The organism is Labrys okinawensis (assembly GCF_002982075.1).
In the GTDB taxonomy this organism is placed as follows: Bacteria; Pseudomonadota; Alphaproteobacteria; order Rhizobiales; family Labraceae; genus Labrys; species Labrys okinawensis_A.
Genome location: NZ_PUEJ01000004.1, coordinates 244,722 through 268,292, shown reverse-complemented (window position 1 = coordinate 268,292; position 23,571 = coordinate 244,722). Strand labels below are relative to the sequence as shown.

The 23,571-nt window shown below is 64.5% G+C and carries 22 protein-coding genes and 2 pseudogenes; 11 read left to right on the top strand and 13 right to left on the bottom strand.

Annotated elements, in window-relative coordinates; translation table 11 throughout:
- The first annotated feature begins 121 nt into the window (after positions 1-121).
- Positions 122-1,033: a GntR family transcriptional regulator gene (locus C5L14_RS11565; RefSeq protein ID WP_105862202.1), complete on the top strand. Its 912-nt coding sequence runs from the start codon at positions 122-124 to the stop codon at positions 1,031-1,033.
- A 246-nt stretch (positions 1,034-1,279) separates the two neighbouring features.
- Here C5L14_RS11565 and tuf read toward each other — a convergent pair whose 3' ends face one another.
- Entirely contained in the window at positions 1,280-2,485 is a 1,206-nt protein-coding gene (gene tuf / locus C5L14_RS11560; protein WP_105862201.1) for an elongation factor Tu, read from the bottom strand.
- A 389-nt stretch (positions 2,486-2,874) separates the two neighbouring features.
- Between tuf and C5L14_RS11555 the strand changes: the two are divergent.
- Positions 2,875-3,000 (top strand): annotated as a pseudogene (locus tag C5L14_RS11555) (plasmid stabilization protein); the annotation flags it as partial.
- A 293-nt stretch (positions 3,001-3,293) separates the two neighbouring features.
- Positions 3,294-3,695, top strand: coding sequence for a hypothetical protein (locus C5L14_RS11550; RefSeq protein WP_105862200.1), 402 nt, complete (start codon positions 3,294-3,296; stop codon positions 3,693-3,695).
- A 230-nt stretch (positions 3,696-3,925) separates the two neighbouring features.
- On the opposite strand, the gene C5L14_RS11545 is transcribed toward C5L14_RS11550, so the two are convergent.
- A complete protein-coding gene (locus C5L14_RS11545) occupies positions 3,926-5,785 on the bottom strand; it encodes a DEAD/DEAH box helicase (RefSeq protein ID WP_105862199.1) in 1,860 nt (619 codons plus the stop codon).
- Positions 5,786-6,112: 327 nt separating this feature from the next.
- Between C5L14_RS11545 and C5L14_RS11540 the strand changes: the two genes are divergently transcribed.
- The gene (locus C5L14_RS11540; protein ID WP_181161130.1) at positions 6,113-7,702 is read left to right on the top strand and encodes a rhomboid family intramembrane serine protease; all 1,590 of its coding nucleotides are present in this window, start codon (positions 6,113-6,115) and stop codon (positions 7,700-7,702) included.
- Positions 7,703-7,847: 145 nt separating this feature from the next.
- Positions 7,848-8,444, top strand: a complete 597-nt coding sequence (locus tag C5L14_RS11535; protein WP_105862197.1) for a TetR/AcrR family transcriptional regulator — start codon at positions 7,848-7,850, stop codon at positions 8,442-8,444.
- Positions 8,445-8,452: 8 nt separating this feature from the next.
- Here C5L14_RS11535 and C5L14_RS11530 read toward each other — a convergent pair.
- Positions 8,453-9,089 (bottom strand): annotated as a pseudogene (locus tag C5L14_RS11530) (LysE family translocator).
- A 118-nt stretch (positions 9,090-9,207) separates the two neighbouring features.
- Here C5L14_RS11530 and C5L14_RS11525 point away from each other — a divergent pair.
- The 3 genes from C5L14_RS11525 (at position 9,208) to alkB (ending at position 11,624) form a co-directional block, all read left to right on the top strand.
- A complete protein-coding gene (locus C5L14_RS11525; RefSeq protein ID WP_105862196.1) occupies positions 9,208-9,906 on the top strand; it encodes a helix-turn-helix transcriptional regulator in 699 nt (232 codons plus the stop codon).
- A 111-nt stretch (positions 9,907-10,017) separates the two neighbouring features.
- Positions 10,018-10,812: a DUF72 domain-containing protein gene (locus C5L14_RS11520; protein ID WP_105862195.1), complete on the top strand. Its 795-nt coding sequence runs from the start codon at positions 10,018-10,020 to the stop codon at positions 10,810-10,812.
- A gap of 173 nt (positions 10,813-10,985) precedes the next feature.
- On the top strand, positions 10,986-11,624 hold the full coding sequence (gene alkB, locus C5L14_RS11515) for a DNA oxidative demethylase AlkB (RefSeq protein ID WP_105862575.1): 639 nt from the start codon (positions 10,986-10,988) through the stop codon (positions 11,622-11,624).
- A gap of 24 nt (positions 11,625-11,648) precedes the next feature.
- Here alkB and C5L14_RS11510 read toward each other — a convergent pair whose 3' ends face one another.
- Positions 11,649-12,575, bottom strand: a complete 927-nt coding sequence (locus C5L14_RS11510) for a LysR family transcriptional regulator (protein ID WP_105862194.1) — start codon at positions 12,573-12,575, stop codon at positions 11,649-11,651.
- 105 nt (positions 12,576-12,680) lie between these two features.
- On the opposite strand from C5L14_RS11510, the gene C5L14_RS11505 reads away from it, so the two are divergent.
- Complete coding sequence (locus C5L14_RS11505) at positions 12,681-13,421, top strand: SDR family oxidoreductase (protein WP_105862193.1); 741 nt, start codon at positions 12,681-12,683, stop codon at positions 13,419-13,421.
- A 63-nt stretch (positions 13,422-13,484) separates the two neighbouring features.
- On the opposite strand, the gene C5L14_RS11500 is transcribed toward C5L14_RS11505, so the two are convergent.
- Complete coding sequence (locus C5L14_RS11500) at positions 13,485-14,741, bottom strand: RNA polymerase sigma factor (protein ID WP_105862192.1); 1,257 nt, start codon at positions 14,739-14,741, stop codon at positions 13,485-13,487.
- Positions 14,738-15,127, bottom strand: a complete 390-nt coding sequence (locus C5L14_RS11495; protein WP_068291451.1) for a YciI family protein — start codon at positions 15,125-15,127, stop codon at positions 14,738-14,740. Before C5L14_RS11495 ends, C5L14_RS11500 begins: the two co-directional genes overlap by 4 nt.
- Before the next feature lie 140 nt (positions 15,128-15,267).
- Here C5L14_RS11495 and C5L14_RS11490 point away from each other — a divergent pair, with 140 nt between their 5' ends.
- Positions 15,268-16,158: a tetratricopeptide repeat protein gene (locus C5L14_RS11490; protein ID WP_146126886.1), complete on the top strand. Its 891-nt coding sequence runs from the start codon at positions 15,268-15,270 to the stop codon at positions 16,156-16,158.
- 152 nt (positions 16,159-16,310) lie between these two features.
- Here the strand turns inward: C5L14_RS11490 and C5L14_RS11485 are convergent, their stop codons facing one another.
- Together C5L14_RS11485 and C5L14_RS11480 are read right to left on the bottom strand one after the other, a co-directional pair.
- The gene (locus C5L14_RS11485) at positions 16,311-16,967 is read right to left on the bottom strand and encodes a TetR/AcrR family transcriptional regulator (protein ID WP_105862190.1); all 657 of its coding nucleotides are present in this window, start codon (positions 16,965-16,967) and stop codon (positions 16,311-16,313) included.
- Between the two features lie 84 nt (positions 16,968-17,051).
- Complete coding sequence (locus C5L14_RS11480; protein ID WP_105862189.1) at positions 17,052-17,570, bottom strand: DUF1176 domain-containing protein; 519 nt, start codon at positions 17,568-17,570, stop codon at positions 17,052-17,054.
- 409 nt (positions 17,571-17,979) lie between these two features.
- On the opposite strand from C5L14_RS11480, the gene C5L14_RS11475 reads away from it, so the two are divergent.
- Entirely contained in the window at positions 17,980-18,330 is a 351-nt protein-coding gene (locus C5L14_RS11475; RefSeq protein WP_105862188.1) for a hypothetical protein, read from the top strand.
- A gap of 89 nt (positions 18,331-18,419) precedes the next feature.
- Here C5L14_RS11475 and C5L14_RS11470 read toward each other — a convergent pair whose 3' ends face one another.
- Genes C5L14_RS11470 through C5L14_RS11450 form a run of 5 tightly spaced genes read right to left on the bottom strand, consistent with a single transcriptional unit; the run spans position 18,420 to position 23,500 of the window.
- Positions 18,420-19,532, bottom strand: coding sequence for an ABC transporter ATP-binding protein (locus tag C5L14_RS11470; protein WP_105862187.1), 1,113 nt, complete (start codon positions 19,530-19,532; stop codon positions 18,420-18,422).
- A 43-nt stretch (positions 19,533-19,575) separates the two neighbouring features.
- Positions 19,576-20,400: a sugar phosphate isomerase/epimerase family protein gene (locus tag C5L14_RS11465; protein WP_105862186.1), complete on the bottom strand. Its 825-nt coding sequence runs from the start codon at positions 20,398-20,400 to the stop codon at positions 19,576-19,578.
- Positions 20,401-20,404: 4 nt separating this feature from the next.
- Positions 20,405-21,238 carry a carbohydrate ABC transporter permease gene (locus C5L14_RS11460; protein ID WP_105862185.1) on the bottom strand — a complete coding sequence of 278 codons (834 nt, stop codon included), beginning with the start codon at positions 21,236-21,238 and terminating at the stop codon, positions 20,405-20,407.
- Complete coding sequence (locus C5L14_RS11455) at positions 21,235-22,158, bottom strand: carbohydrate ABC transporter permease (protein ID WP_105862184.1); 924 nt, start codon at positions 22,156-22,158, stop codon at positions 21,235-21,237. The genes C5L14_RS11460 and C5L14_RS11455 overlap by 4 nt, the downstream gene beginning before the upstream one ends.
- 4 nt (positions 22,159-22,162) lie before the next feature.
- The gene (locus C5L14_RS11450) at positions 22,163-23,500 is read right to left on the bottom strand and encodes an ABC transporter substrate-binding protein (RefSeq protein ID WP_105862183.1); all 1,338 of its coding nucleotides are present in this window, start codon (positions 23,498-23,500) and stop codon (positions 22,163-22,165) included.
- Positions 23,501-23,571 lie beyond the last annotated feature (71 nt).

Below are 23,571 nucleotides of genomic sequence, written 5' to 3'. Positions count from 1 at the left end.
CGTTGGGAGCAGCGAGTGGTCCTTGCTGTTTGGTGGGCGGGTCCCCAGACCCGTTCCCTCGGGACTGTCGTGGTTCAGGGCTTGTCTGGGGACCAGCCCACCGCAATCCCGGGGAATGGCGATGCCGCGCCCGCGCAATGTCTCGATGAAGGCCACCAATCTGGCCCTCGATATCATGGCGAAGCTGCAGGTCGGCGCGCTGCTGCCGCCGGAGGCCGTACTGGCGCGCGAAGTCGGCGTGAGCCGTACGGCAATGCGGTCTGCCCTCGAAGGTCTGGAGCAGGCCGGGCTGGTCCGGCGCGACGGCCGGCGCACCTTGCTGCACCGGTTGCCGGCCGTGTCGGACTATTTCGGCGAGGCTGAAACCGAGAGCCGTTCGGATCTGGTGGAGCGGCGCTTCCTCGAAATGGCCGTCGGCGGCGATCTGATGCCCGGACGCAATTTTTCGGAGGCCGAACTCGCGCGGGCTTTCGGCACCAGCACGGTGAGCGTGCGCGAATTCCTGATCGGCTTTTCGCGTTATGGCCTGGTGGAGAAGGCACCGCGCGGGGGCTGGCGGCTCTGCGCCTTCGACGCCTCCTTCGCGCGCGAGCTCGCGGCGACGCGGCGTACGTTCGAGATCGAGGCGATCCGGCTCTTCACGCAGCGGAGCACCGATGATCCGGTATGGCGGGAGATCGGCCGGCTGATCGAGGCGCATGAGGCGATGAGCCGGGGAGGGGACGAGGTGATCCGCCAGTTCCCGCAACTCGACCGCCGCTTTCACCGCTTCCTGGTGGACCAGCTCAACAACCGTTTCGTGGCGAGCTTCTACGACGTCGTGTCCTTCGTCTTCCATTATCATTATCAATGGCGCAAGGACGATGAGATCGAGCGCTATCGGACCGCGCTGGCGGAGCATCTGAGAATCCTCTCCGCCTTGAAATCCGGTGTGATCGAAGAAGCCCAGATGCGGCTCGAAAAGCATCTGCAAACCTCGGTGCGCACGCTGCTGGAATCGGCGATCGGGGCGGGTCAGGAGCGGGCCGGATGAGGCGCGACTAGCCTTCTCCCCTTGCGGGAGAAGGTGGTGCGAAGCACCGGATGAGGGGAGAAACACTGCCTTGCGGCCTTTGTGCCAACACCCCCTCATCTGACCTCGTTGCGCTCGGCCACCCGAGGCACTTCAAAAGGAAGTGCCAAGTCCCCCAAGGGAAGAAGGCTGGTCACGCTCTGTTCGGAAAAGTCCAAGTCCAGTTTGAATGCGGAGGGCGGTCGCCCGCCCTCCGCTTTGCTGCCCTCAGTCGAGCAGCCGGTTGATCACGCCAGCTCCCACCGTGCGGTTGCCCTCGCGGATGGCGAAGCGCGTATTGGCTTCGAGCGCGATGGCTTGGTTGAGGGCGATGGTGAGCACGACGGTATCGCCGGGCATCACCATCTCGACGTCCGGCGGCAGTTCGATGCTGCCGGTGACATTGGCCGTCCGGAAGAAGAACTGCGGCCGGTAATGGCCGAAGAAGGGCGTATGGCGCCCGCCTTCTTCCTTGCTGAGGACGTGAACCTCGGCTTCGAAGCGGGCATGCGGCTCCACCGTTCCGGGCTTGGCCAGGACCTGGCCGCGCCGGACCTCCTTGAGCTCGACACCGCGCAGCAGACAGCCGACATTCTCTCCGGCGAGACCCTGGTCCAGGATCTTCTGGAAGGTCTCGATGGAGGTGACCACCGTCTTGCGACGGGCGCCGAAGCCAACGAGTTCGACCTCGTCGCCGAGCCTGACCGCACCGCGCGCGATCAGGCCGGTGATCACCGTGCCCCTTCCGGAGATGGTGCGCACGCTCTCGATCGGCATCAGGAAGGGCCTGTCCTCTGCGCGCTCGGGCAGCTCGATCGTGCTGTCCAGCGCCTCGAAGAGCCGGAGGATCGCCTCATCCGCCAGTTCGCCCTTGATCCCGTTCAGGGCCTGCAGGGCGGAACCGCGAATGAAGGGCACCTTGTCGCCCTCATAGTTCTGCCGGCTCAAGAGTTCGCGGATCTCGAGTTCGACCAGGTCGATCAGTTCCGGATCCTCCACCGCATCGCACTTGTTGAGGAACACCACGATGCGTGGCACGCCGATCTGCCGCGCCAGCAGGATATGCTCGCGCGTCTGCGGCATGGAACCATCCAGGGCCGAAACCACCAGGATGGCGCCATCCATCTGCGCCGCGCCGGTGATCATGTTCTTCACATAATCGGCATGGCCGGGGCAGTCGACATGGGCGTAGTGGCGGTTCTCGGTCGAGAACTCCACATGCCCGGAGGCGATGGTGAGGATCTTCGAGGCATCGCGCGTGCCCTGCGCGGCAGAGGCGCGGGCCACGTCCTGATACGAGACGAAAGCTCCCCAGCCTCGGTCCGCCGAGACCTTGGTGAGCGCCGCGGTCAGCGTCGTCTTGCCATGGTCGACGTGGCCGATGGTGCCCACATTGCAATGGGGCTTCAACCGGGTGAACTTTTCCTTGGTCATGCTACACCTGTGGTCGGTCCTTTTACCGTTGGCTCTCACTGGAGGAGAAAACGGCTCAGGGCACCACGAGAGCCAAAAAAGTGCCCGGAACCGCTTTTGCGTCCGGGCTGGCTCGATCTCAGGTGATGTCGGTCCGGCCTAGGGCAAAGCGAATGCGGCCGAGGAATCGACGTTCCTCGGGATCATCAGCGAGATCGACGATGATGTCCGCATGGGTCCGGTGCCTTGGGGCGGGGAGACGAATAGGAAGGCGCAGATAGGCGCTTGGCGGAAGAAATGCAAGGAGGATTCAAGGAGGGCCATCGATGGATGTGAACCAGTGCCGGCAGCTGCCATCGTAATGGCAGAGTCGAGCGCCCTATATTCGGCTGAGGAAAAGGGGGGTAGGCATGGCTGAACCGCAGCTTTCAGTTCGCAGCGCCAAGGCGCGGGACCTCGCCCATCGCCTGGCTTGGCGGGAAAGGCGCTCCATTGCCGCCATCGTCGAGAGAGCTCTCGAACCCTATGAAATTCGCTAAGCTGGAAGGGAGCCCGAGATCATGGCCCATGCCGTCCATCAAGGGCGACCAATGTCCCGAAATCGGGCTGACTTCCAGACGACGGGACTCGAGTTGATCTCACCCTGGGATTTTGGGCGGGCAGACGCCGAAGTCGCGACGAGGCGGGAAGCGGCTTCTGCTCGCCAGACCGGGGACATTCTGAGCGCTTGGGTCGGCTGTCGCACCCGGAAGGCGAGGGGCTTCTGTGCCCTTGACCGATTATAAAAAGCCGCCATACCTAACTTCATTGCTATCCGATGAGGGGCGTCATGCGCGTTCTTTCTGCCGTGGGATATTTTCTTGCTCTAGGGACCGTCGCGGCGAATCTCGGAGGCTGTTCCACTCCGATCCGGACACTTCCGGGCACGGTAAAAAGTCTGCCCGTCGTCGTCGTCAGCCAGGGACTTGGGGGAACTTTGCATGGGTCTGTCCGCCTGGAGCAGACCCAAGGCTCTTATCTGGTGAGCAAAGGCAAATTTTCGTGCACGGGTTCATATGCCTTGTCGGGGGTGAGGGAGAGGATATACGTGCCGATCCTCTGCAGCGATGGCCGCAAGGGTACGGCGAGCGTTCATAACGATCCAAGCCTCATGAGCGGTACCGGTTCCTTTACCATGAGCGATGGCAGCACAGGCGAGTTCGCGTTTGGCAATGACGCCAAGAAGTTTTAATCGCACGACGCGATTGGCATATGATGAGAGCCTGGCCACAAGTTGTGCCAGGCTCGAGATAGTGATGGTGTCACTATTTCATCGAGTATTGTTTTGAGATAGGAGATTCTCGAGCCTTTACTCTTTCGGCGTCAACGTCGTCGGTTCCAGCGCGCACAAGTCACGCGCGCAACCGCTGCAGCTTCGAGGGAGGCCGCGCTTACGAGACGTCGTACCTTGCCTGTACGGCCTCAAGCTTCTCGCCCGCGCCTTCTACCCGGCTTTTCGTCAGCCCAGGGCTTCTTGGGACCCTTGCGGTGCGGCTTGGGTTCGTGTGCCGCTTCCTCGCCGCCCCGGTCGCGATAGGGCTGGATGCGAATGTTTTCTTCGTCGGGCTTGCGCACGTTGACGGCAAAATGCTCGGCAGCTTCCTTGGAGATCTCGACCACGGTCTCGTTGTCGAGGATCTTGATGTTGCCGATATCGCGGCGCTTGACGCCGCCGCGGCGGCACAGCATCGGCAACAGCCATTTCGGGTCGGCATTGTTGCGGCGGCCGATGCTCAACCGATAGAGAACCATGTCGTCGGCGGCGGGCGGCACCTCGTCGCGTTCGAAGCGCCCAGCCCGCTCGAAGCGCGGTGCCCGATCCGACTTGTCGAAGCGCGAGGTGCGCTCGCCCTTCTCGAAGCGGGGAGGCCTGTCATCCCGCTCGAACCTGGCGGGACGGTCGTCCCGGTCGAAGCGGGAAGATCTGCGGCCGTCGCGGCGATCGAAAGCGTCGCGACGCCCGAAGCTGTCGCCGGGATCGCTGACCTCCTCCGGCTCGGGCAGGCGCGACCGGTAGACGCGGGCAAGCGCGGCGGCGATGTCCTCGGCGCTGCGGTTTTCGAGCAGGAGCCTGGCGATGGCCAGGTCCTCCTCGCCGGGGGCCTCCGTCAGCAGCGGGTCTTCCAGCATGCGCTGCTGGTCGAGCGCGCGGATTTCGTCGGCGGTCGGCGGTCCCATCCACTGGGCCTTCACGCCGGCCTGGCTGAGCAGGATCTCGGCCTTGCGGCGGCGCGACATCGGCACCAGCAGGGCGCTGATGCCCTTGCGGCCGGCGCGTCCGGTACGGCCCGAGCGATGCTGCAGCTTCTCGGCGTCGGTGGGCAGGTCGGCATGGATGACCAGGCCGAGATTGGGCAGGTCGATGCCGCGCGCCGCCACGTCGGTGGCGACGCAGATCTGGGCATGGCCGTCGCGCAGGGCCTGCAGCGCCTGGTTGCGCTCGTGCTGGCCGAGCTCGCCCGAGAGCAGCACGGCCGAAAAGCCGCGCTCGCGCAGGGTGGCATGCAGATGGCGCACGGATTCGCGCGTATTGCAGAACACGATCGTGGTCGGGGAGGCAACGAGGCGGAGCAGATTGACGACAGCGTGCTCGGTCTCCTTGGCGGAGACGCGGATGGCGCGGTATTCGATGTCGGCATGGCCGCGCTCGGCGGTCTTCACCTCGATGCGCAGCGCATCCTTCTGATAGGTGCGCGCGATGGCGACGATGCCCTTGGGCATGGTGGCCGAAAAGAGGAGGGTGCGGCGGTCGTCTGGGGTGGATTTGAGGATGAATTCGAGATCCTCGCGGAAGCCGAGGTCGAGCATCTCGTCGGCCTCGTCGAGCACCACGGCGCGCAGGGCCGAGAGATCGATGCCCTTGCGCTCGATGTGGTCGCGCAGGCGGCCGGGCGTGCCGACCACGATATGCGCGCCGTCCGCGAGCTGGCGGCGTTCCCGGCGGGGGTCCATGCCGCCGACGCAGGAAACCACGCGCCCACCGGCCTTCTGGTAGAGCCAGAGCAATTCACGCTCCACCTGGATGGCGAGTTCGCGGGTCGGCGCGATGATCAGCGCGAGCGGGGCATCGGCCTGTTCGAAGCGCTCGTCGTCGCCGAGCAGGTCGCGGGCGATGGCAACGCCATAGGCCACCGTCTTGCCCGAGCCGGTCTGGGCCGAAACGAGCAGGTCGCGGTCGGCGGCGTCGTCCGCCAGCACGGCGGACTGGACGGGGGTCAGTTCTTCATAATTACGATCGGTCAGAGCCTGGCGAAGGGCCGGGTTCAGGGAAGGAAGTGCCACGTGATAAACCTGTCAGATGAGGAAAACCGGTCATGTGAAATGCCGGGTCGGGGGCGGCGCGCCCACGGGAATAAAGTCCGCGCGCCAGCGTCCACTTCTGCAGGATTTCACTGATGAGGGAGCCCAATACAGCAAAGCGCCGGCAATTGCGAGGGCGATCACGCGATGCTGCTGCGCGTTTGCAACATGGCCGGGGTGTCGTCGGGATTGCTGATCGGCCACCGCAAACGGGAATGACAGCTCGTTGGCCCCAAATCCGGATTGCCAGGTGGACCAATGCTCATGCAAACATCGGAAAAGGGGCGGCGGGAGAGGCAAGGCGAATCGATGGACGAGTCTGCGACGCAGCGTGAACATTTTTCCCGCTATTATGCTCGCTATCTGGTCGCCAAACGAGGCTACAGGCTGGGAGCTCTGCCGCGATCGGAGGAATTGCTGCAGCACTGCGACTATGTGCTGACCAGCTCGGCCGGCAAGCGCATCTCGATCGTAGGCATTGTCAATCGCGACAGCGCCGAGGGCAAGACCTTCACCATGCCGGCGCAAGATCTTGCAGCGCTCGCACGGCATGTCGCCGGCTCGCTGCCGGCTGCAGCAAGGCTGGCAATCACGATCTACGAGATCGGCTCCTGCGCGATCGGAAGAGCCGACAAGTCCCGTCTGTCCCGCCACAGGAGCCATGGCAAAAACTACGCCACCAAGGCGATTGCCGTCGACGTTTCGAAACGCCGCGCCTGGCCCTTGCCCTTGTTCGGGCGCAGGTTCAGCCCGGCCGGGCAGATGGAGAAGCTCCTTCGCGCGCCGCGGTTGTCAGCCGCGGAATTGTCGGGGCCGGAACGGGCGGTCAAGTCGGGAAGACCTGTCTTCGTCTGGGTGCTTATGGCTCTGCTGGCGGCGGTTTTTATCGCTGAGCAGGTCTTCACCTTCGGGAAGACCGGAAAGCCGGCCGTGCCGACCATCGAGACCCTGCAGGTCCTGGGAGGCCTCAGCTATCCGCTCGTGGTCGGAGAGGGGCAATGGTGGCGCCTGTTCACAGCGCCGCTGCTGCATGGCGATGTCACGCATATCGGCTTTAACTGCCTGGTGCTCCTTCTCATCGGCAATCCTCTCGAAACCCTGATCGGCTGGCGCTGGACCGCGGCGACCTTCTCGGTCTCGGCGGTCGGCGGCTCCCTGATGTCGCTGGCGGCCAATCCCGTCAACATGGTGAGCGTCGGCGCATCGGGAGGCATCACCGGAATGCTTGCCACGGCGCTGGTGATCTCCTTTCGAATTCCAGCCGGCGCTGCCCGTGCCCGGCTGGTCAGCCAAGCCATCTATGGCCTGGTTCCGGCATTGCTCCCCTTCCTGAACACGGCGGTCAGCGGCGGAAACATCGATTACGGCGCTCATTTTGGCGGTGCTATCGGCGGCGTGACCGTTGGCTTCCTGTTGCTGGGCTTGTGGCCCGGTCGCCTGCCGCGACCTCGGATGGGCAATCTGGCCGCGCTTGTCGCCATTGCATTCTTCTCCATTGCTGCGGGGGCGTGTCTGCCGATCCGGGAACACTATGCCCGCCAGATGCTGCTCGCTCCGGATCTGCCGGCCGCGACGGCCTCATCGGATGCCGCCGTCGAAAGCCTGCTCCGCGCCTACCCGCGGGATCCGCGCCTGTTCTTCCTGCGGGCGCAAGCCTTGCTGCGGAGAAATGACATTCAAGGCGCCGAAAGGGATTTGCGCGCGGCATTGGCGGACCGGCAGCTCATCGCGGAAGTTGGTGGCTCTGATTTCGAAAACAGGGTCCGGGCCGTCCTTGCCGCTCTTCTGAAAAACAAGGGGGAGCCGAGCGAAGCGGCCGCCATGGCGGGGCCGGCATGTGCCGTCGAGAAGAGTGGGCCGATCGCCGACTATCTCACCAAATTCTCTCTGTGCCGGTAATCCCTCCCCAATATTTGCCGCGATAGAAAACGGCTGCAGATGTCGCAAGATAGCCGGCGACCGCGGCTCTTGGCCGAAACGCCCCGTTCTTGTGCAATGCAACAAAATTATTGACAAGTCTGTCCGAAACGGTGTTTCTGGTGACATGGCAAGACCGAGAGAATTCGATCGTGACGAGGCGCTCAAGCGCGCCACCGCCGTGTTCTGGGCCAAGGGCTTCGAGGCGGCGTCTACCGACAATCTGCTTGCGGCGATGAAGATTGGCCGCCAGAGCCTCTACGACACCTTCGGCGACAAGCGCCGCCTCTATCTGGAAGCGCTCGGGCGTTATCAGGCGGTCAATCTTGCCAATCAGCTCGCGCAACTGGACGCGGAAGCATCGCCGCTCGCCGGAATCCGCCGGATGCTGCTGGCCGTGGCGGAGGCCGACCCGTCCTTCCGGGCACTCGGCTGCATGAATGTCGGCGCGATCGTCGAGTTCGGCCGGAACGACGAAGAAATCGCCGCCATGCTCGCCGAGAGCGAGGCCGCGCTCGATGCGGCGCTGGAAGGTAGCCTGCGCAAGGCCAAGGCGGAGGGCGAGATCGGTACGGCCACGGATATCAGGGGGGCGGCCCGCTTCATTCAGGCGACGCTGCGCGGCCTCAAGGTCAGCGGCAAGGCTGGCGCGGATACGCAAAGCCTGCGCCAGACCGTGGAGTTCGCTCTCGCCGCGTTGACGAAGGATGCGCGCCGGGGCTGAGGCAGCGCTCACGGGCTGGCGAGCCTATAGGCAAGGCCGAAGGCCGCAACGGCCACCAGCAGCAGTCCTGCCCCGCGCCCGGCCCAGATGGTGAGGGCGGGGCTCGATGTCAGGGCATCACGACCGCGCGCGGCCATCAGGGTCAGCCCACCATAGACGGCAAACTGCACCAGCACCGTCATCAGGCCCATTGCCACAGCCTGGGGCCAGAGCGGCCCGAAACTTGGGCTGAGGAATTGCGGGTAGACCGCGAGCACGAACAGCCAGGCCTTGGGATTGAGCAGGCACGTGGTCAGCCCTTGGCCGAAGATGCGCGCCAGCGCGGCCGCGCGGCCGGTTTCGACCTCGCCGACGACAATGGAGCTGCGCAGCAGCCGGATGCCGATCCAGATCATATAGGCCGAGCCGGTCAGGATCATGGCGGTGGCGAGGGCGGGAACCAGCCGGCTGAGGGCAGCGACCGCGACCGTGCCGAACACAGTTGTGGCAGATGCCGCCGGCCATGATGCCCGTGGTAGCGGCAAGGCCTGCGCGCCGTCCGCCCGTCAAGGCATTGGCAAGCACGAAGAGCATATCCATGCCAGGCACGATGATGATGCCGGCAAGCAGGATGAGGAAGGTCCAGAGATTTTCGGTATAGGTCATGTCAGTTGCCAGGCGGAGGCGAACGTGTTCGGGGACACCTTCGCCGCTTTTTCAAGGAGTTGGCTGCCTCTATAGAGGGGAGCAACTGACAAGGATGTGTCAGTTGTGAAGGGGCACCATGCGTAAGGCGGCACGTCTGTTCGAGATCATCCAGATCCTCAGGCTGGCGAGGAAACCGGTTACCGCAGCCGCCATCGCGGAGACCCTGGAAGTCACCATGCGTTCGATCTATCGCGACATCGCCGCGCTGCAGGCCATGCGGGTGCCGATCGAGGGGGAACGGGGCATCGGCTATGTCCTGCGCTCGGGCTTCGACCTGCCGCCTTTGATGTTCTCGATCGAGGAGACCGAGGCGGTGATGCTGGGTCTCGCCCTGATCGAACGCGCCGGCGATCCCGAACTGACACAGGCCTCGCGGCGAGCCGGTGCGAAACTGGCGGGTGCGGTGCCCCAGCCCCTGCGCCAGCTGTTCTCCTCGCGCACGCTGCATGCCTGGGGCGATATCGCGCCGACGCCTGAGCGCATCGACCTCGGCCTGGTTCGCCGGGCGATCCGGGACGAGGAAAAGCTCGATCTCGACTATCGCGACGAACAGGGACGGCAGACGCAGCGAACGATCCGCCCGCTCGCCCTGATCTATTATTCGCAGGCCTTCGCCCTGGTGGCGTGGTGCGAACTGCGGCAGGCGATCCGCAACTTCCGCGCCGACCGCGCCTTGTCCTTGAAACCGACCGGGCACTATTTTCGTCATGAAGGAGACCGCTTGCGCGAATTATGGATCTCTGGCTGGCAGACCAACCCGGGACAGACGGGATAGGGCGCCTGGAGCGCGGGCGGGAAGTCCGCGCGCCCCGGCAAGAGGTTTCGGGTTGCCGGACTCAGCGTGCTATGGTCGGTTGGCGACCGAGAACAAATCGGGAGAATTCGCATGACTGGCCAAATCCGCGTCGGCATCGGCGGCTGGACCTTCGAGCCGTGGCGCGGCAGCTTCTATCCCGCCGACCTGACCCAGAAGCGGGAACTGGAATATGCCAGCCGCCAGGTGACCGCGATCGAGATCAACGGCACCTATTATGGTTCGCAGAAGCCGGAGAGCTTCGCCAAATGGCATGCGGAGACGCCGGATGATTTCGTCTTTGCGATGAAGGCGAACCGCTTCGCCACCAACAAGAAGGTGCTGTCGGACGCCGGAAAATCGATCGATATGTTCATCGGCAGCGGCATCGTCGAATTGAAGAAGAAGCTCGGGCCGATCAACTGGCAGTTCATGCCGACCAAGAAGTTCGATCCGGCCGATTTCGAAGGCTTCCTGAAGCTCCTGCCCAAGAGCCATGAAGGCCATGCCTTGCGCCATGTCGTCGAAGTCCGGCACGACAGCTTCAAGGTGCCCGAATTCATCGAGCTGGTGCGCGCCTACGATGTCGGCATCGTCCTGACCGACAAAGCGGGTTTCCCGCATATCCACGATGTCACGGCCCCCTTTGTCTACGCGCGTTTACAGGCGGCGAAAGAGGACGAGGAGTTCGGCTATTCCGCGGCCGCGCTGGACAAATGGGCCGAGCGGGCCAAGGCCTGGGCCAAGGGTGGCGAGCCTGCCGACCTCGACAAGACCTCCGGCAAGAAACCGCCTCAGGCTGCCGGTCGCGACGTCTTCGTCTTCATGATCAACGGCTTCAAGCCCAAGGCGCCCACCGCGGCCAAGGCCTTGATCGAGCGGCTGTAATACCAGAGCACGAAAACACTGCTCACGCAGCGTCGATGCCGCGAGCGGCATCTTTGTGGGCGGTCCCCAGACCCGCCCACCCGTATAAGCGCCGTCATCGAAAGACGGCGAAGGGATTACTGGCGCTGCCGTTGGGTCACATAGGCGCCCAGATTATGGGCCAGAACACGCGGATGACGGATCTTTTCAGCTTCGACCAACCCAACCGCCTCGATATCGCCGAGGGCGCCGTGCTGCTTGGCGGCCGTGCCCTCGCCGGCGAGGAAGCATTGCTTGCCGCTCTCGATACCGTGGTGGCCGGAGCCCCTTTCCGCCATATGGTCACGCCCGGCGGCTTCACCATGTCGGTCGCGATGACCAATTGCGGACGGGCCGGCTGGGTGACCGACAGGCGCGGCTATCGCTACACGGCGGAAGATCCCGAGACGGGTCAGCCCTGGCCTGAGATGCCCGGGGCCTTCGCCGCCCTTGCGCATGAGGCTGCGGCGGAGGCCGGCTTTGCCGGCTTCGAGCCGGATGCCTGCCTGATCAATCGCTATGAGCCCGGCGCCAAGATGTCGCTGCATCAGGACAAGGACGAGCGCGATTTCAGCAAGCCCATCGTCTCGGTCTCGCTCGGCCTGCCCGCCATTTTTCAATTCGGAGGCCTGTCACGCAGCGATAAACCGAGCAAGGTGCCGCTGCAGCATGGCGACGTGATGGTATGGGGTGGCCCCTCGCGACTGGCCTATCACGGCATCCTGCCGCTGAAGGAAGGTCAGCATCCCCGCCTGGGGCGCAATCGCATCAATCTGACGTTCCGCAAGACCTGATGGAGAAGGGCAGGCGCTATCACCTCACGCCGGCCCCGGCGAGCGGGAAATTATCCCGGCATCGGCCCATGCGGCGAAGCTTCTTGCCACCCAGTCGATGAAGACGCGAACCCGCGGCGAGAGCTGGCGGTTCTGTGGGTAGAGCAGCGAGACGGGCGTCGGCGTCGGCGGGTGGGCCGGCAGCACTTCGATCAGCCTGCCATCGGCGAAATAGGGCAGGAGATGGTAGCGCGGCACCTGGATGAGCCCCAACCCCGCCAGCGCCCCTCCGAACAGGGCTTCCGATCCGGTGACGGTCAGCGCGGTGGGCAGGCTGACGTGGCGTATGGCGCCGTCCACCTGAAATTCGAGCGGCATGACGCTTCCCGTCGCCGAGGAAACGAAGCCGACCATGCGATGGCCTTCGAGGTCGTCCGGCGTGGCCGGCACGCCGTGGCGGGCAAGATAGGCCGGGCTTGCACAAGTGGCCTCGGCAAGCATGGCGACCCGGCGGGCCACCATCGAGCTGTCCTGGAGATCGCCGGCGCGGATTACGCAATCGATGCCTTCGCGCACGAGATCGACCAGCCGGTCACCCTCGCCGATATGGAGTTGCAGGCCCGGATAGCGTCCCAGGAAATCGGCGAGCCCCGGCAGCAGGAAATGCCGGGCGAGCGTGCCATGCACGTCGATACGCAGCAATCCGCGGGGCTGGGCATCGCCGAAAGCCGCTTCTGCATCCTCGATATCGGCAAGAATGGCGAGGCAGCGATGATAATAGGCCTCGCCGTCCAGCGTCGGGCTGACGACGCGGGTGGTGCGCTGGAGCAGGCGGACGCCAAGGCGTGCCTCCAACTGACGGATCGCTTCGGTCACGGTCGAGCGCGGCAGGCCGAGATCCTGGGCTGCCTGCGTGAAACTGCGGCGCTCGACGATGCGGGTGAAAAGCCGGATGGCGTCGAAACGATCCATTGTTCGTTATCTCTGAATAGTCATGCCTAATCTTACACGATTATCCAAGACGGCAGATGGGGGATAGTGCCTTTCAGCGATCAACTTCACGTCACGGAGAACAAAATGACCTTGAATGGCAGCAAAGTCGCCCTCGTCACTGGCGCCTCGCGCGGTATCGGCGCCGCCATCGCCCGACGCCTTGCCCATGACGGCTTTTCGGTCGTCGTCAACTATGCCGGCAATACCGAGCGGGCGGAGGCATTGGCGCGCGAGATCGAGAGCGCTGGAGGCCGGGCGCTGGCGGTTCAGGCCGATGTCAGCGATCCCGCAGCCGTCGCCCATATGTTCGAGGCGGTGCAGGCGGCTTTCGGCGGGGTGGACGTCCTGGTCAACAATGCCGGCATCATCGCCCTGTCGCCCCTCGCCGAGACCGAGGATGAGGGCTTCGACCGGTTGGTGGCCGTCAATCTCAAGGGCAGCTTCAACACCATGCGCGAGGCGGCACGGCGCTTGCGTCCGGGCGGACGCATCATCAACTTCTCCTCGAGCGTCGTCGGCCTGCGCCAACCCAGCTATGGCATCTATGCCGCGACCAAGGCCGGCATCGAGGCCTTGACCAGCGTGCTGGCGAAGGAATTGCGCGGGCGTGCCATCACCGTCAACGCCATCGCGCCCGGACCGACCGCAACCGATCTCTTCCTCACCGGCAAATCCGAGGACCTGATCGAGCACTATACCCGCATGGCGCCGCTCGAGCGGCTCGGCACCCCGGAGGATATCGCTGCGGCGGTCGCCTTCCTGGCCGGCCCGGACGGCGGCTGGATCAACGGCCAGACCTTGCGGGCCAATGGCGGGCTGATCTGAGGCTAATTCCGCGAATGTGGGAGCCTTGACGGGGATGACGGGCAGGCATGGCCTCCCATGGTGTCATGCCTGCGCCGTGGCGTCCTTCATCAGCCTGTCCAGATGCTGGCGGATATGATTGGCTTCGGCCGCCGTGCTGGCGAGGGCGATAGCCTGGTCGAAGGCTCGATGGGCCTCCTTGCCTCGGCCGAGCTTCAGCAGCAACCCGCCTTTGAGGCCATGGAAGTAAAAATAGCCGGAGAGGCGGGCTTCCAGGGGTTCGATCATCGCCAGCGCGGCCTCGGGGCCCTGCGTCTTGGAAACGGCCACCGCCCGGTTGAGGGTGACCACGGGCGAGGGCTGGATTTCCTCCAGCAGCGCATAGAGGAAATCGATCTGGCGCCAATTGGTGTCTTCGGGGGTCGCTGCTCTGGCATGCACGGCGGCGAGAGCAGCCTGCAACTGATAGCTTCCGGGGCTGCCGTGGCGGGCAGCCTTGTCGATCAGGGCGAGGCCCTCGGCGATCATCTGGCTGTTCCACAAGCGCCGGTCCTGGTCCTCCAGCAGCACCAGCTGCCCCTCGGCATCGAAGCGAGCCGGCGAGCGCGCATGCTGGAGCAGCATCAGTGCGGCCAGCCCCATGATCTCCGGTTCGGTCTGGAACAGGCGCAGCAGCAGGCGGGCGAGGCGGATGGCCTCGTCGCAGAGCTGGGCCCGGCTGCCATCGTCCTCGGCGCCGGCCGAATAGCCCTCGTTGAAGATGAGATAGACCATGGCGGCCACGGCGCCGAGCCGCTCCGAACGCTCCACCGCGCCCGGTGCTTCGAAGGGCACGTCGGCATTGGCGATGCGCGCCTTGGCCCTGGTGATGCGCTGTTCCATCGCCGCTTCGCCGACCAGAAAGGCGCGGGCGATCTGCTTGACGCTGAGTCCGCAGACGATGCGCAGAGCCAGGGCGATCTGCTGGGTGCCGGGCAGGTCGGGGTGGCAGCAGATGAAGAGCAGGCGCAGGATGTCGTCGCGATAATGCTGGCTGTCGAGGCGTTCGGCGAGTTCGGCTTCCGCATCGCCGAGATCGGAAATCTGGTCCTCGTCCGGCAGGGCCTCCTGCTTCTTCTCGCGGCGCTTGGCGTCGATGCCGGAATTGCGGCCGGCGAAGATCAGCCAGGCGGCGGGATCGCGGGGCGGGCCGTTTTTCGGCCAGCTCTTCAGGGCGCGCAAACAGGCTTCCTGATAGGCTTCCTCGGCGGTGTCGAGGTCGCGAAAATAACGCAGCAGCGCTCCCATGGCCTGTGGGCGGGCAGAGGCGAGCGCGCTGTTGATCCAGGCCGCATCCGTCATGTTGCATGCGCCTTCTGTCCGAGTACCCCGGGCTGGAAGATCGAAAGCGGGCGGATCTCATAGGAGCCGATGCTGGGATTGGCCTTGGCGAGATCACGGGCGATATCGAGCGCTTCCTCGAGATTTTCGCAGTCGACCACATAGAAGCCGAGCAATTGCTCTTTGGTCTCGGCGAAGGGGCCGTCGATCACCAGGGGATCGCCGCCGGTCTTGCGCAGGGTGGTGGCAGCGGTTGTCGGCAGCAGCCGCACCACCGGGCCGAGCTTGCCGGCCGCGGCGACCTTTTCATGCACCTTCTGCAGGCGCGCCATCACGGCATCGTCCTCTTCCTTGGTCCAGGCGCCGACGACATCTTCGTAATTGTAGCAAAGGATCGTATATCGCATTGTCTGCTTCCTCTCGTGCCAAGGACGAACGAACCAACAGGTATCCGACATAGGGGCATGGGACAATTCATACTCTTCCGGCGGTTGCGGGAGGAGAAGTCGGGCAACCCGTGCGCGAACGCACCGATCGTGATGGAGCCATGGCTCAGATTGCAGTCTCGATGCCGCAGGGAGCCAGGATGATGTCGCCGGAATCAGGGCAGGATTGGAAGCATTGCGCGGCCACCTTGGCCGCTGTTTTATTCCTGGCGTTTGCGCCGGCCCTGCCCGCAAAGGCCGGGGATGCGCCTGGCACGGATCTGCGTGCGCAGGCCCTTGAACTCTATCCCGCCGACGATATCAGCAGCGCCGACAGGGACGGTGCCTATGATGTTCCAGCAGGTGCCAAATCCGAGAAGGCCTATCAGGCCCGCAAATTGCTCACGCAGGCTTCGGCGGGAGGCGACAAGACCGCCGACAGGCTGCTCGCGCAGATGCTCGAAGTCGGGGCCGGCGGGCGGCGGGACCGAGCCGCCGCGCGCATCCATTATGCCCGATCCGGCAACAGAGCAGCACTGTGGCGCCTCGGCCTCCTGCTTCTCGACGGCAAGGGCGGTCCGCGCAACCTGCCCTTGGCGCGGATGCTGTTCAAGCAATCGGACGACAAGGGGCAAATCGATGCCAGCTACGAGTATGCGCGCATGGTGGAACTCGGTCTCGGGGGTCCCAAGGACCCCGCCGAGGCGCGTGCGATCTATGAAAAGACGCTGAAGTGGTGCCATGGCGACATCGCCGACCGCTACGCCCGGCTGTTGGACGCCGGACTCGGCGGACCGCCCGACCCAAAGCGCGCCGGCGAACTGCAGCTCAAGGCCGTTTCCTGCCACAACCGGTATTTCGAAATACCTGCGATCCTGGCAAGGCCCTTGAGCCTGCACCGCGAGACCATCCGTCAGGTGCAGAGGCAGATGAAAGCGGATGGCGACTATGATGGTGCCATCACCGGCCGGGTCGATGCCGCGACCCGCCGGGCCCTGCGTAAGTTGCTGTAGCCGTTTTCACGCGGTGGCTCTCAGCTTCGAGCCATTGCCCGTGAATGCGTCGTTTTCGGTTGTCGGGACGCATTGAGCGGACCGAGAGGAAGGCTAGAGCCAGTTATCTCGAGCTCATTTGTATAAACGCAACTGCAGTGTGAGAGCCCGTCTCAAAATCCCAGGCTGAGCTGCTGGGGCTTGTCCGTCTTCTTGGCCGGCTTGTCGTCGATCAGGGGCTTGAGCATCTGGGCCAGCCGCTTGGCCAGCGCCGACGCATCGGCCTCGGCCAGGGCGGAACTGGCGATCACGTCGCGCATCAGGGCGACGCCTGCGATCAGGGCGAGGAACAAGGCGGCGCGTTCCGGCCGGTCCTTGCCGGCCAAGCCGGCGGCCAGCGGGCGTTCCAATTGCGCCGTGACGGTCTCGCGCAGGATTTCGGCGGCCCTGGGGTTGGAAGCCGAATGCAGCATCAGCCGGAACGGATCGACACCGGAGCTCTCGCCGGGAGGGTTGGCCACCATCGCCTGCGCCACGCGGTCCGCAAGAGTAGCGGCATCGCCTTCGAACAGGCTGGCATCGGCGCAGGCGATCTTGGCCGCCTCGGCGAACATCTCCTCCTTCGAACCGAAATAGCGGTTGACCAGGATGGCGGTGACGCCGGCTTCTCCCGCGATTTCGCGCAGGCCGACGCCGTCATAGCCCGCGCGCGAGAAGGCGACCAAGGCCGACTGCAGAATGGCTTCGCGCGTCGCCACGGCATTGCGAGGGCGCTTGGCCTGGGGCGCCGGGCTCGATCGGGAGGGAGAGGGGGCTTTCTTCCTGGCCATGCCGGCGCCTGCGATGAATTCGGGGCCGCAGGAGTATACGTGCGTAGAGGCGGGCGCAAGGTTTCCCCTCCCGCGATCCACCGTTCATGTCGCAGGCCCGGCGGGCAGAGCATTCCTTCCCAGCCGCTCCTCCATGTAGAGCCAGGCGGCAGTGGCGCCGGCCAACGAGACATTCACCGCCAGGCTGCCATCCGCTGCCTGCAATTGCAGGGAGTGGTGCTGCCGCAGGGCTTGGAGCAGGTTCGACGTTTCGTCGACCGCGAGGGTGGCCTCGACCAGCCCGCCATCTTCCTCGGGTTCCGAGAATGTGATCGGGCGGGCAAGGGAGGCGATGGATTTGCCATCCGCCAGAAGGACATGAGGCCGGCCGGCCAGGCCGCCGGTCGGATCGGCCACCGCAAAGCGGAGTTCCACCGGCGCCGACGTCTCGAAACTGCGGTGGATGCCGAGATAGCCCCTCGCATCCGGGTCGCCTGCGGCCAAGCCGATGGCCCGGCATTGGCGGCTCGCGTCGCAATTCACCTGCCAGTCCTTGAAGGTCTCGGCCGTGGCCGAACCCGCCAGCAGGGCAGTCGTGAGGAAGGCGATCGAAAGACGGCGCATGGGAGCGTTTCCTGTTGCGATGACACTCCCGGCATCATGCTGGCCGAGGCCTGCGTCCGGGAACGGCCATGTCCGGTCATTGCCGGCCTTTTTGGGTCTGGGCCCGGCGGCGATGTGCGGATTTGTCCGTTGGAAGCAACGACTCAAGACGGCCGAACTTCAAGCTCGGCTGCTGGGCCGGAAAATGCCCAGATGACGGATTTATGCAACTCTGCCCGAATTATGACTGGTTTGCTCAATTTTTACGCGATGAAATCCAGGTAAATGAATAAAATTTAAAAGATGAATCGATTTCTATACCTAGGTTGTGACGCGGATGCGCGCTATAGTTTTTTCCACTGCCTTGACGGAACCATATGTGCCTCGCCGCGTTCAATCGAGCGGGAGCCAGAAACGATAGGGTGGAGCCATGAAAGAAAGCCGTGCCGCCGTCTTCTCGGCCGAGGAGCTGGAATTCCTGCGCACGCAGGCCGATGACTATGGCTGGTATGTGTGGACGGAGGAGACCCGTCCGATGATCGAAAGCCTTTGTGCCCGCCGATTGATGGCGGCCAATGGCGATTTCAAGGTGGTGCCCAAGGACGGGCAACACCGCGCGAATCTTGAGGGACATGCGCCTCGGGCCGCTGATGCGATACTGCGCTATTATGAATTGATCGGCGCTGGCCGCATCGCCTTCCATATGGAGCAGCACCCGCGCCCCGCCGTCACCGCGACCCCGCTTACCGAATTGCGTGGCAGCCACGCGCTTCATGGCTGAGCGATAGGGTAGGACTATGCAGAGGCTGCGGACGTTTTGCGCCGTCCGTAGCGTCTTTTTGTGTTTTTTCGCCTTGCAGCCCCAGCCGTTCAGGCGACATTTGCGGCCAGGCGCGGCAAGGCCGTGCCGTCCGGCCCGAACACATGGGCTGAATCGCGATCGATCCGCAATCGGACTTCGCTGTGGGCTCGCACGGGGTTCTTGCCGTCGGTCTGCACCACCAATGTCTGCCCGTCAGCGATGGCCGTATGAAATACGGTCAGCCCGCCCAGATGCTCGACGATGCTGGTCGTCCCGGCAATGGCTTCGCCGGCGCTGTCGGCTCCATTCAGCAGCGTGATGTGTTCGGGCCGGATGCCGAAGGTGACCTCGGAACCGATTTTCAGGCCAGTGGCCGCGAAGCGCAGGGCGATGCGCCTGTCCCCCGGCAAGGAGAGGCTCAGGCCCCTCGGGTCGATTTCGACGATGCGGGCCGGCAGCGTATTCATGCGCGGCGAGCCGATGAAGCCGGCCACGAACAGGTTGCGGGGGTGATTATAAAGCTCGAGCGGCGCACCGATCTGCTCGATCCGACCACCATTGAGCACCACGATCTTGTCCGCCATGGTCATGGCTTCGACCTGGTCGTGGGTGACGTAGATCATTGTCGCCTGAAGCTGTTCGTGCAGGCGCATCAACTCGATGCGCATCTGTACGCGCAAGGCGGCGTCGAGATTGGAAAGCGGTTCGTCGAACAGGAAGACCTTGGGATTGCGCACGATGGCGCGGCCGATGGCGACGCGCTGGCGCTGACCGCCGGAAAGCTCCTTGGGCCGGCGCTGCAGCAGCGGGCCGAGCTGGAGGATCTCGGCGGCTGCCTGTACCTTGGCGGCGCGCTCGGCCTTCGGCACACCCTCGATCCTCAGGGCGAAGCCCATATTGTCGGCAATGGTCATGTGGGGATAGAGCGCATAGCTCTGAAAAACCATGGCGAGGCCCCGCTTGGCCGGCGCCACGTCGTTGGAAAGGCGCCCGTCGATAAGGAGGTCGCCGCCGCTGATCTTCTCCAGTCCCGCGATCATGCGCAGCAAGGTCGACTTGCCGCAGCCGGAGGGGCCGACGAAGACCACGAATTCGCGGTCCTCGACCTCGAGGTCGACGCCCTTGATGACCTCGACGGCGCCATAGGACTTGCGCAATCCCTTGAGATTGACGGTGGCCATCGTGGCGTTCTCCTTTGCGGGTTTCGTGCTGCCGGCGTGCAGCTCAGATGCCGGCGCGGCGCAGCGTTTCGCGATTGGCCCTGACGGCGGCGGCGGGGTCGGCTGCGGCGATATCGGATTCCTCCTCCAGCACCAGCCAGCCGTTGAAGTTCGGCCCGGCGGCCACGATGTCGATCACGCCTTTGAGGTTGCAGATGCCCTGGCCCAGCATGCGCCAATGGCCCCCGGCGTCGACATCCTTCAGATGCAGATAGCGGATGCGGTCCTGATAGGTGCGCAGCGTATCGAGGATATCCTGGCCGCCGCGCAGGATATGGCCGGTGTCGGGAACCCAGCCGACCAGGGCCGGATCGAGAAGGGCCATGATGCGGTCATAGTCGGCCCGTGAGCTCAAGAGCGTGTCGTGATGCGAGCTCGGATGCACCGCGACATCGACGCCGACGACGCGGCCGAGTTCGCCGGCGCCATTGTAGAAGCGCCCGGCCACGGCGAATTTGTCGTCGAGGGGACCGGGGCTCATGATGGTGGCGCTGCCCAGCGACAGGATGGCGCCGGGGAAATGCGCGGTGAAGCGCAGGGCGCGGTCGACCATGGCAAGGTCGGCCTCGAGGGCGTCCGCTTCGGTGAAGCCGGAACTGCTGCCGCAGGCGAAGGCCACCAGTGTCAGGCCATGGGTCTCCAAGGCCCTTGCAAAGTCCTGCGGGCGGTCGGCATAGGGCGGGATCATGGTGTCGGTGATCTCGATGCCGGCATAGCCTGCCGCCGCGATGGCGGCGAGCAGGTCGTCGGCGTTGCCCGTCCAGGCCTTGCCCAGCATTTCCCAGGTGAAGGTCTGGCAGCCGGCTTTCAGCTTGGCAGTCTCGTTCATGATGTCATTCCTTGACGGCGCCTTGTGTCAGGCCTTCGATGATGTGGCGCTGGAAGAACAGCACCAGGGCGATCAGCGGCACGGTCACCACCACGGAAGCGGCGGCCACGTCGCCCCAGGGCACGTAATAGAGATTGGTGAAGTTGGCGATGCCGACCGGGATCGTCTGGTGCTCGATGGTCGAGGTGAAGGCGAGGGCGAACATGAATTCGTTCCAGGCCGCAATGAAGGCGAGCAGGCCGGTGGTGACGAGACCGGGCAGGGACATCGGCAGGATGATGCGCAGGAACAGGCCGATGACACCGACGCCGTCCATGCGCGCGGCCTCGTCGATCTCGCGCGGCAGCGTGTCGAAATAGCCGAACAGCACCCAGGTCACCAGCGGCAGGCCGAGCGCCAGATAGACGATGACGAGGCCGCTATAGGTGTCGAGGAAGCCGTAATTGGAAGCGGTCAGATAGAGCGGGCCGACGATGGCGATCTGCGGAAACATCGAGACCGACAGCACCACGCCGAGTATGCCGAAGCGCCCCTTGATCTCCAGCCGCGACAGAGAGAAGGCGGCCAGCGCCCCGATGGCCAGGCAGAACAACGCAGTGAGACCGGCAACGATGACGGAGTTCAGCACATAGAGCTGGAACTTCTTGACGAAGAAGACATTGGCGTAGTGTTCGAGCGTCACGGGCGAGGGCCAGAAGCTCGGCACCGGATCGGTCAACGCCTTGTCGAGCTGCAGCGAGGTGGAGAACTGCCACAGGAACGGTCCGGCCGACCAGACGAGCAGCAGGGCCGCGCCGGTATAGACCATGATGAGGCGCAGGATCTCGCGGGCTGTCATCCCTGCCTCCTCAGCTGCGCCACGATGAAGATGCCGAAGCCGATGGCGATCAGCGTTTCGGTGATGAACATCGCGGTGGAGAGCGCCGAGCCATAGCCGAACTGCAGGGTGGAGAAGAGCACCTTGTAGCTCAGGGTGGACAAGGTTTCCGTGGAGTCGGCCGGGCCGCCGCCGGTGAGCACATAGACGAGGTCGAAGATGCGGAAGGCATCGAGGGCCCGGAACATGCCGGCAATCAGCAGGGTCGGCAGCAGCAAAGGCAGGCGCACATGCCAGAAGATACGCCAGGCCGAGGCGCCGTCCATCTTGGCCGCCTCTGTCAGCGAGCGCGGCACCGTCTGCAGCCCGGCCAGCAGCAGCAGGGCCATGAAGGGCGTGGTCTTCCAGACATCGGCGATGATGATGGTGTCCAGGGCATGGTCGACCGACCCATACCAGTTGATGTTGCCGTCGATCAGCCCGACGGATTTCAGGAGGTAGTTGATCAGCCCGTGCTGCCCGTCGAACAGCCAGCCGAACATCTTGGAGGTAACCACGGTGGGCATGGCCCAGGGCACCAGCATGGCGGCGCGTACCAGTGAGCGGCCGGCGAAGGGCTCGTAGAGCAATAGCGCCATGCCGAGCCCGAGCACGGTCTCGAGCGCCGTCGACACCGCCGTGAACAGCACCGTGTGGCCCCAGGCGTTCCAGAAGGCGTCATCGCCGAGCAGCGTGCGATAATTGGCCAGGCCGACGAAGGCATCTTCCTGGGTGACCAGGGAGGTGTTGGTCAGCGACAGCCACACGCCGTTGACGATGGGATAGACCGAGACCGAGCCGAGCGAGATCAGCAGCGGCAGGATCAAGAGCCAAGGCGCCAGATCCAGGGACCGCAGGCCAGCCCCGAGGGGAGGGTTGGCCGCGGAGACTTGCACGCTCATCGCGTCATCCCGCGACGATCGCATTGATCTTGGCGCTGGCAGCCTCGAGCTCGGCCTTGATGTTGCCGCTGACCAGCGCCTTCGAGACGCCGGACTGGATGGCGAGGGTGACCTGCGCATATTTCGGAGTGACCGGACGCGGCGTCGCGCCGGTGAATACCGATTTGAGCTGCTTCATGAAGGGCTGCTCCTTGCCGAGCTGGGCATCCTCGAACACTTCGGGACGGGTCGGCGCAATGCCGAGCTGCAGGGCGAACTGGAGCTGGGTGGCCGGCGAGGACATCCAGGTCAGGAATTCGATGGCCGCCTCCCGGTTCTTGGTGTTGGCGTTGACGCCGTACTGGTAGCCGCCCAGGCAGGCCGCGCTCTTGCCGCCGGCGAAATGGGGCAGGGGCACCACGCCGACCTTGTCGACCACCGAAGACGCCGCCTTGTCCTGCGCGATGGCATAGACATAGGACCAGTTGCGCAGGAAGGGCGCACGGCCGGCCGTGAAGGGTTGCCGCGAGGGTTCTTCGTCCCAGCTCAGCACATCGGAGGGGCTGATCTTCGTCTTGTTGATGGTGTCGTAGAGGAATTGAACCGCCGCCACCGCCTTGTCGTCGCTGAGCGCCGACGATTTGCCGTCGGGCGTAAGGATCGAGCCCCCATTGGAGGCGATGGCTTCCACGAGATCGCAGACCAGCACTTCGGCCTGCTTGCCCTGCCAGAGGTAACCGAAATCGGCTTTGCCGGACTTCTGGATCTCCTGGGCGGCAGCGGTGAGTTCGTCCCAGGTCTGCGGCGGCTTGGCGCCGATGCCCTCGAGGAGGTCCTTGCGATAAAACAGCATGCCTGAATCGACATACCAGGGCAAAGCGGTAAGCTTGTTGTTGTAGGTGCAGGCCGCCACCAGGCCGGGGAAGAACTGGCTCTGGACCGAGGCGTTGAAATATTCGTCGAGCGGCAGGGCCCAGCCGGCGCCGGCGAATTCGGCGATCCAGACGACGTCCTGGGTGAAGACGTCGGGCGTGCCGGTGCGGCGGGCGAGCTGTTGCACGAGGGCCGTGTGCACCTCGGTGGAGGAACTGGGCGGCGGCAGCTCGACATAGGTGACGTGGATCTTGCCCTGCGACTGGTTATAGGCGTCCACCACCTGCGCCATGGTCTGCTTGCCGAAGAACTTGGCGCTGGCGAAGGTGATCTCCGTGCGCTCGGCGGCGCGGGCACGCTTGGGCAGGCCGAGCGCCAGTGCGCCTGCGGCCAGGCCCGCTCCCTGCAGGAAGGTGCGCCGGCTCGGCGCTGTCGATCCGGATTGCGAAGCCCCGACAGCCGGGGTCGAGCGTGACAGAACGTCCGACATCACAAGTCCTCCCTCTGAGCGTTCTGCGACTTGGTGGCCTCACCAAGAATCGCAAAGACGCGTCGCAACTA

What these genes read in the sequence shown, in the direction of transcription:
- C5L14_RS11565 (WP_105862202.1), top strand. Translation starts at nt 122, where the DNA reads ATGCCGCGCCCGCGCAATGTCTCGATGAAGGCCACCAATCTGGCCCTC.
- tuf (WP_105862201.1), bottom strand. Translation starts at nt 2,485, where the DNA reads ATGACCAAGGAAAAGTTCACCCGGTTGAAGCCCCATTGCAATGTGGGC.
- C5L14_RS11550 (WP_105862200.1), top strand. Translation starts at nt 3,294, where the DNA reads ATGCGCGTTCTTTCTGCCGTGGGATATTTTCTTGCTCTAGGGACCGTC.
- C5L14_RS11540 (WP_181161130.1), top strand. Translation starts at nt 6,113, where the DNA reads ATGGACGAGTCTGCGACGCAGCGTGAACATTTTTCCCGCTATTATGCT.
- C5L14_RS11535 (WP_105862197.1), top strand. Translation starts at nt 7,848, where the DNA reads ATGGCAAGACCGAGAGAATTCGATCGTGACGAGGCGCTCAAGCGCGCC.
- C5L14_RS11525 (WP_105862196.1), top strand. Translation starts at nt 9,208, where the DNA reads ATGCGTAAGGCGGCACGTCTGTTCGAGATCATCCAGATCCTCAGGCTG.
- C5L14_RS11520 (WP_105862195.1), top strand. Translation starts at nt 10,018, where the DNA reads ATGACTGGCCAAATCCGCGTCGGCATCGGCGGCTGGACCTTCGAGCCG.
- alkB (WP_105862575.1), top strand. Translation starts at nt 10,986, where the DNA reads ATGACGGATCTTTTCAGCTTCGACCAACCCAACCGCCTCGATATCGCC.
- C5L14_RS11510 (WP_105862194.1), bottom strand. Translation starts at nt 12,575, where the DNA reads ATGGATCGTTTCGACGCCATCCGGCTTTTCACCCGCATCGTCGAGCGC.
- C5L14_RS11505 (WP_105862193.1), top strand. Translation starts at nt 12,681, where the DNA reads ATGACCTTGAATGGCAGCAAAGTCGCCCTCGTCACTGGCGCCTCGCGC.
- C5L14_RS11500 (WP_105862192.1), bottom strand. Translation starts at nt 14,741, where the DNA reads ATGACGGATGCGGCCTGGATCAACAGCGCGCTCGCCTCTGCCCGCCCA.
- C5L14_RS11495 (WP_068291451.1), bottom strand. Translation starts at nt 15,127, where the DNA reads ATGCGATATACGATCCTTTGCTACAATTACGAAGATGTCGTCGGCGCC.
- C5L14_RS11490 (WP_146126886.1), top strand. Translation starts at nt 15,268, where the DNA reads ATGGCTCAGATTGCAGTCTCGATGCCGCAGGGAGCCAGGATGATGTCG.
- C5L14_RS11485 (WP_105862190.1), bottom strand. Translation starts at nt 16,967, where the DNA reads ATGGCCAGGAAGAAAGCCCCCTCTCCCTCCCGATCGAGCCCGGCGCCC.
- C5L14_RS11480 (WP_105862189.1), bottom strand. Translation starts at nt 17,570, where the DNA reads ATGCGCCGTCTTTCGATCGCCTTCCTCACGACTGCCCTGCTGGCGGGT.
- C5L14_RS11475 (WP_105862188.1), top strand. Translation starts at nt 17,980, where the DNA reads ATGAAAGAAAGCCGTGCCGCCGTCTTCTCGGCCGAGGAGCTGGAATTC.
- C5L14_RS11470 (WP_105862187.1), bottom strand. Translation starts at nt 19,532, where the DNA reads ATGGCCACCGTCAATCTCAAGGGATTGCGCAAGTCCTATGGCGCCGTC.
- C5L14_RS11465 (WP_105862186.1), bottom strand. Translation starts at nt 20,400, where the DNA reads ATGAACGAGACTGCCAAGCTGAAAGCCGGCTGCCAGACCTTCACCTGG.
- C5L14_RS11460 (WP_105862185.1), bottom strand. Translation starts at nt 21,238, where the DNA reads ATGACAGCCCGCGAGATCCTGCGCCTCATCATGGTCTATACCGGCGCG.
- C5L14_RS11455 (WP_105862184.1), bottom strand. Translation starts at nt 22,158, where the DNA reads ATGAGCGTGCAAGTCTCCGCGGCCAACCCTCCCCTCGGGGCTGGCCTG.
- C5L14_RS11450 (WP_105862183.1), bottom strand. Translation starts at nt 23,500, where the DNA reads ATGTCGGACGTTCTGTCACGCTCGACCCCGGCTGTCGGGGCTTCGCAA.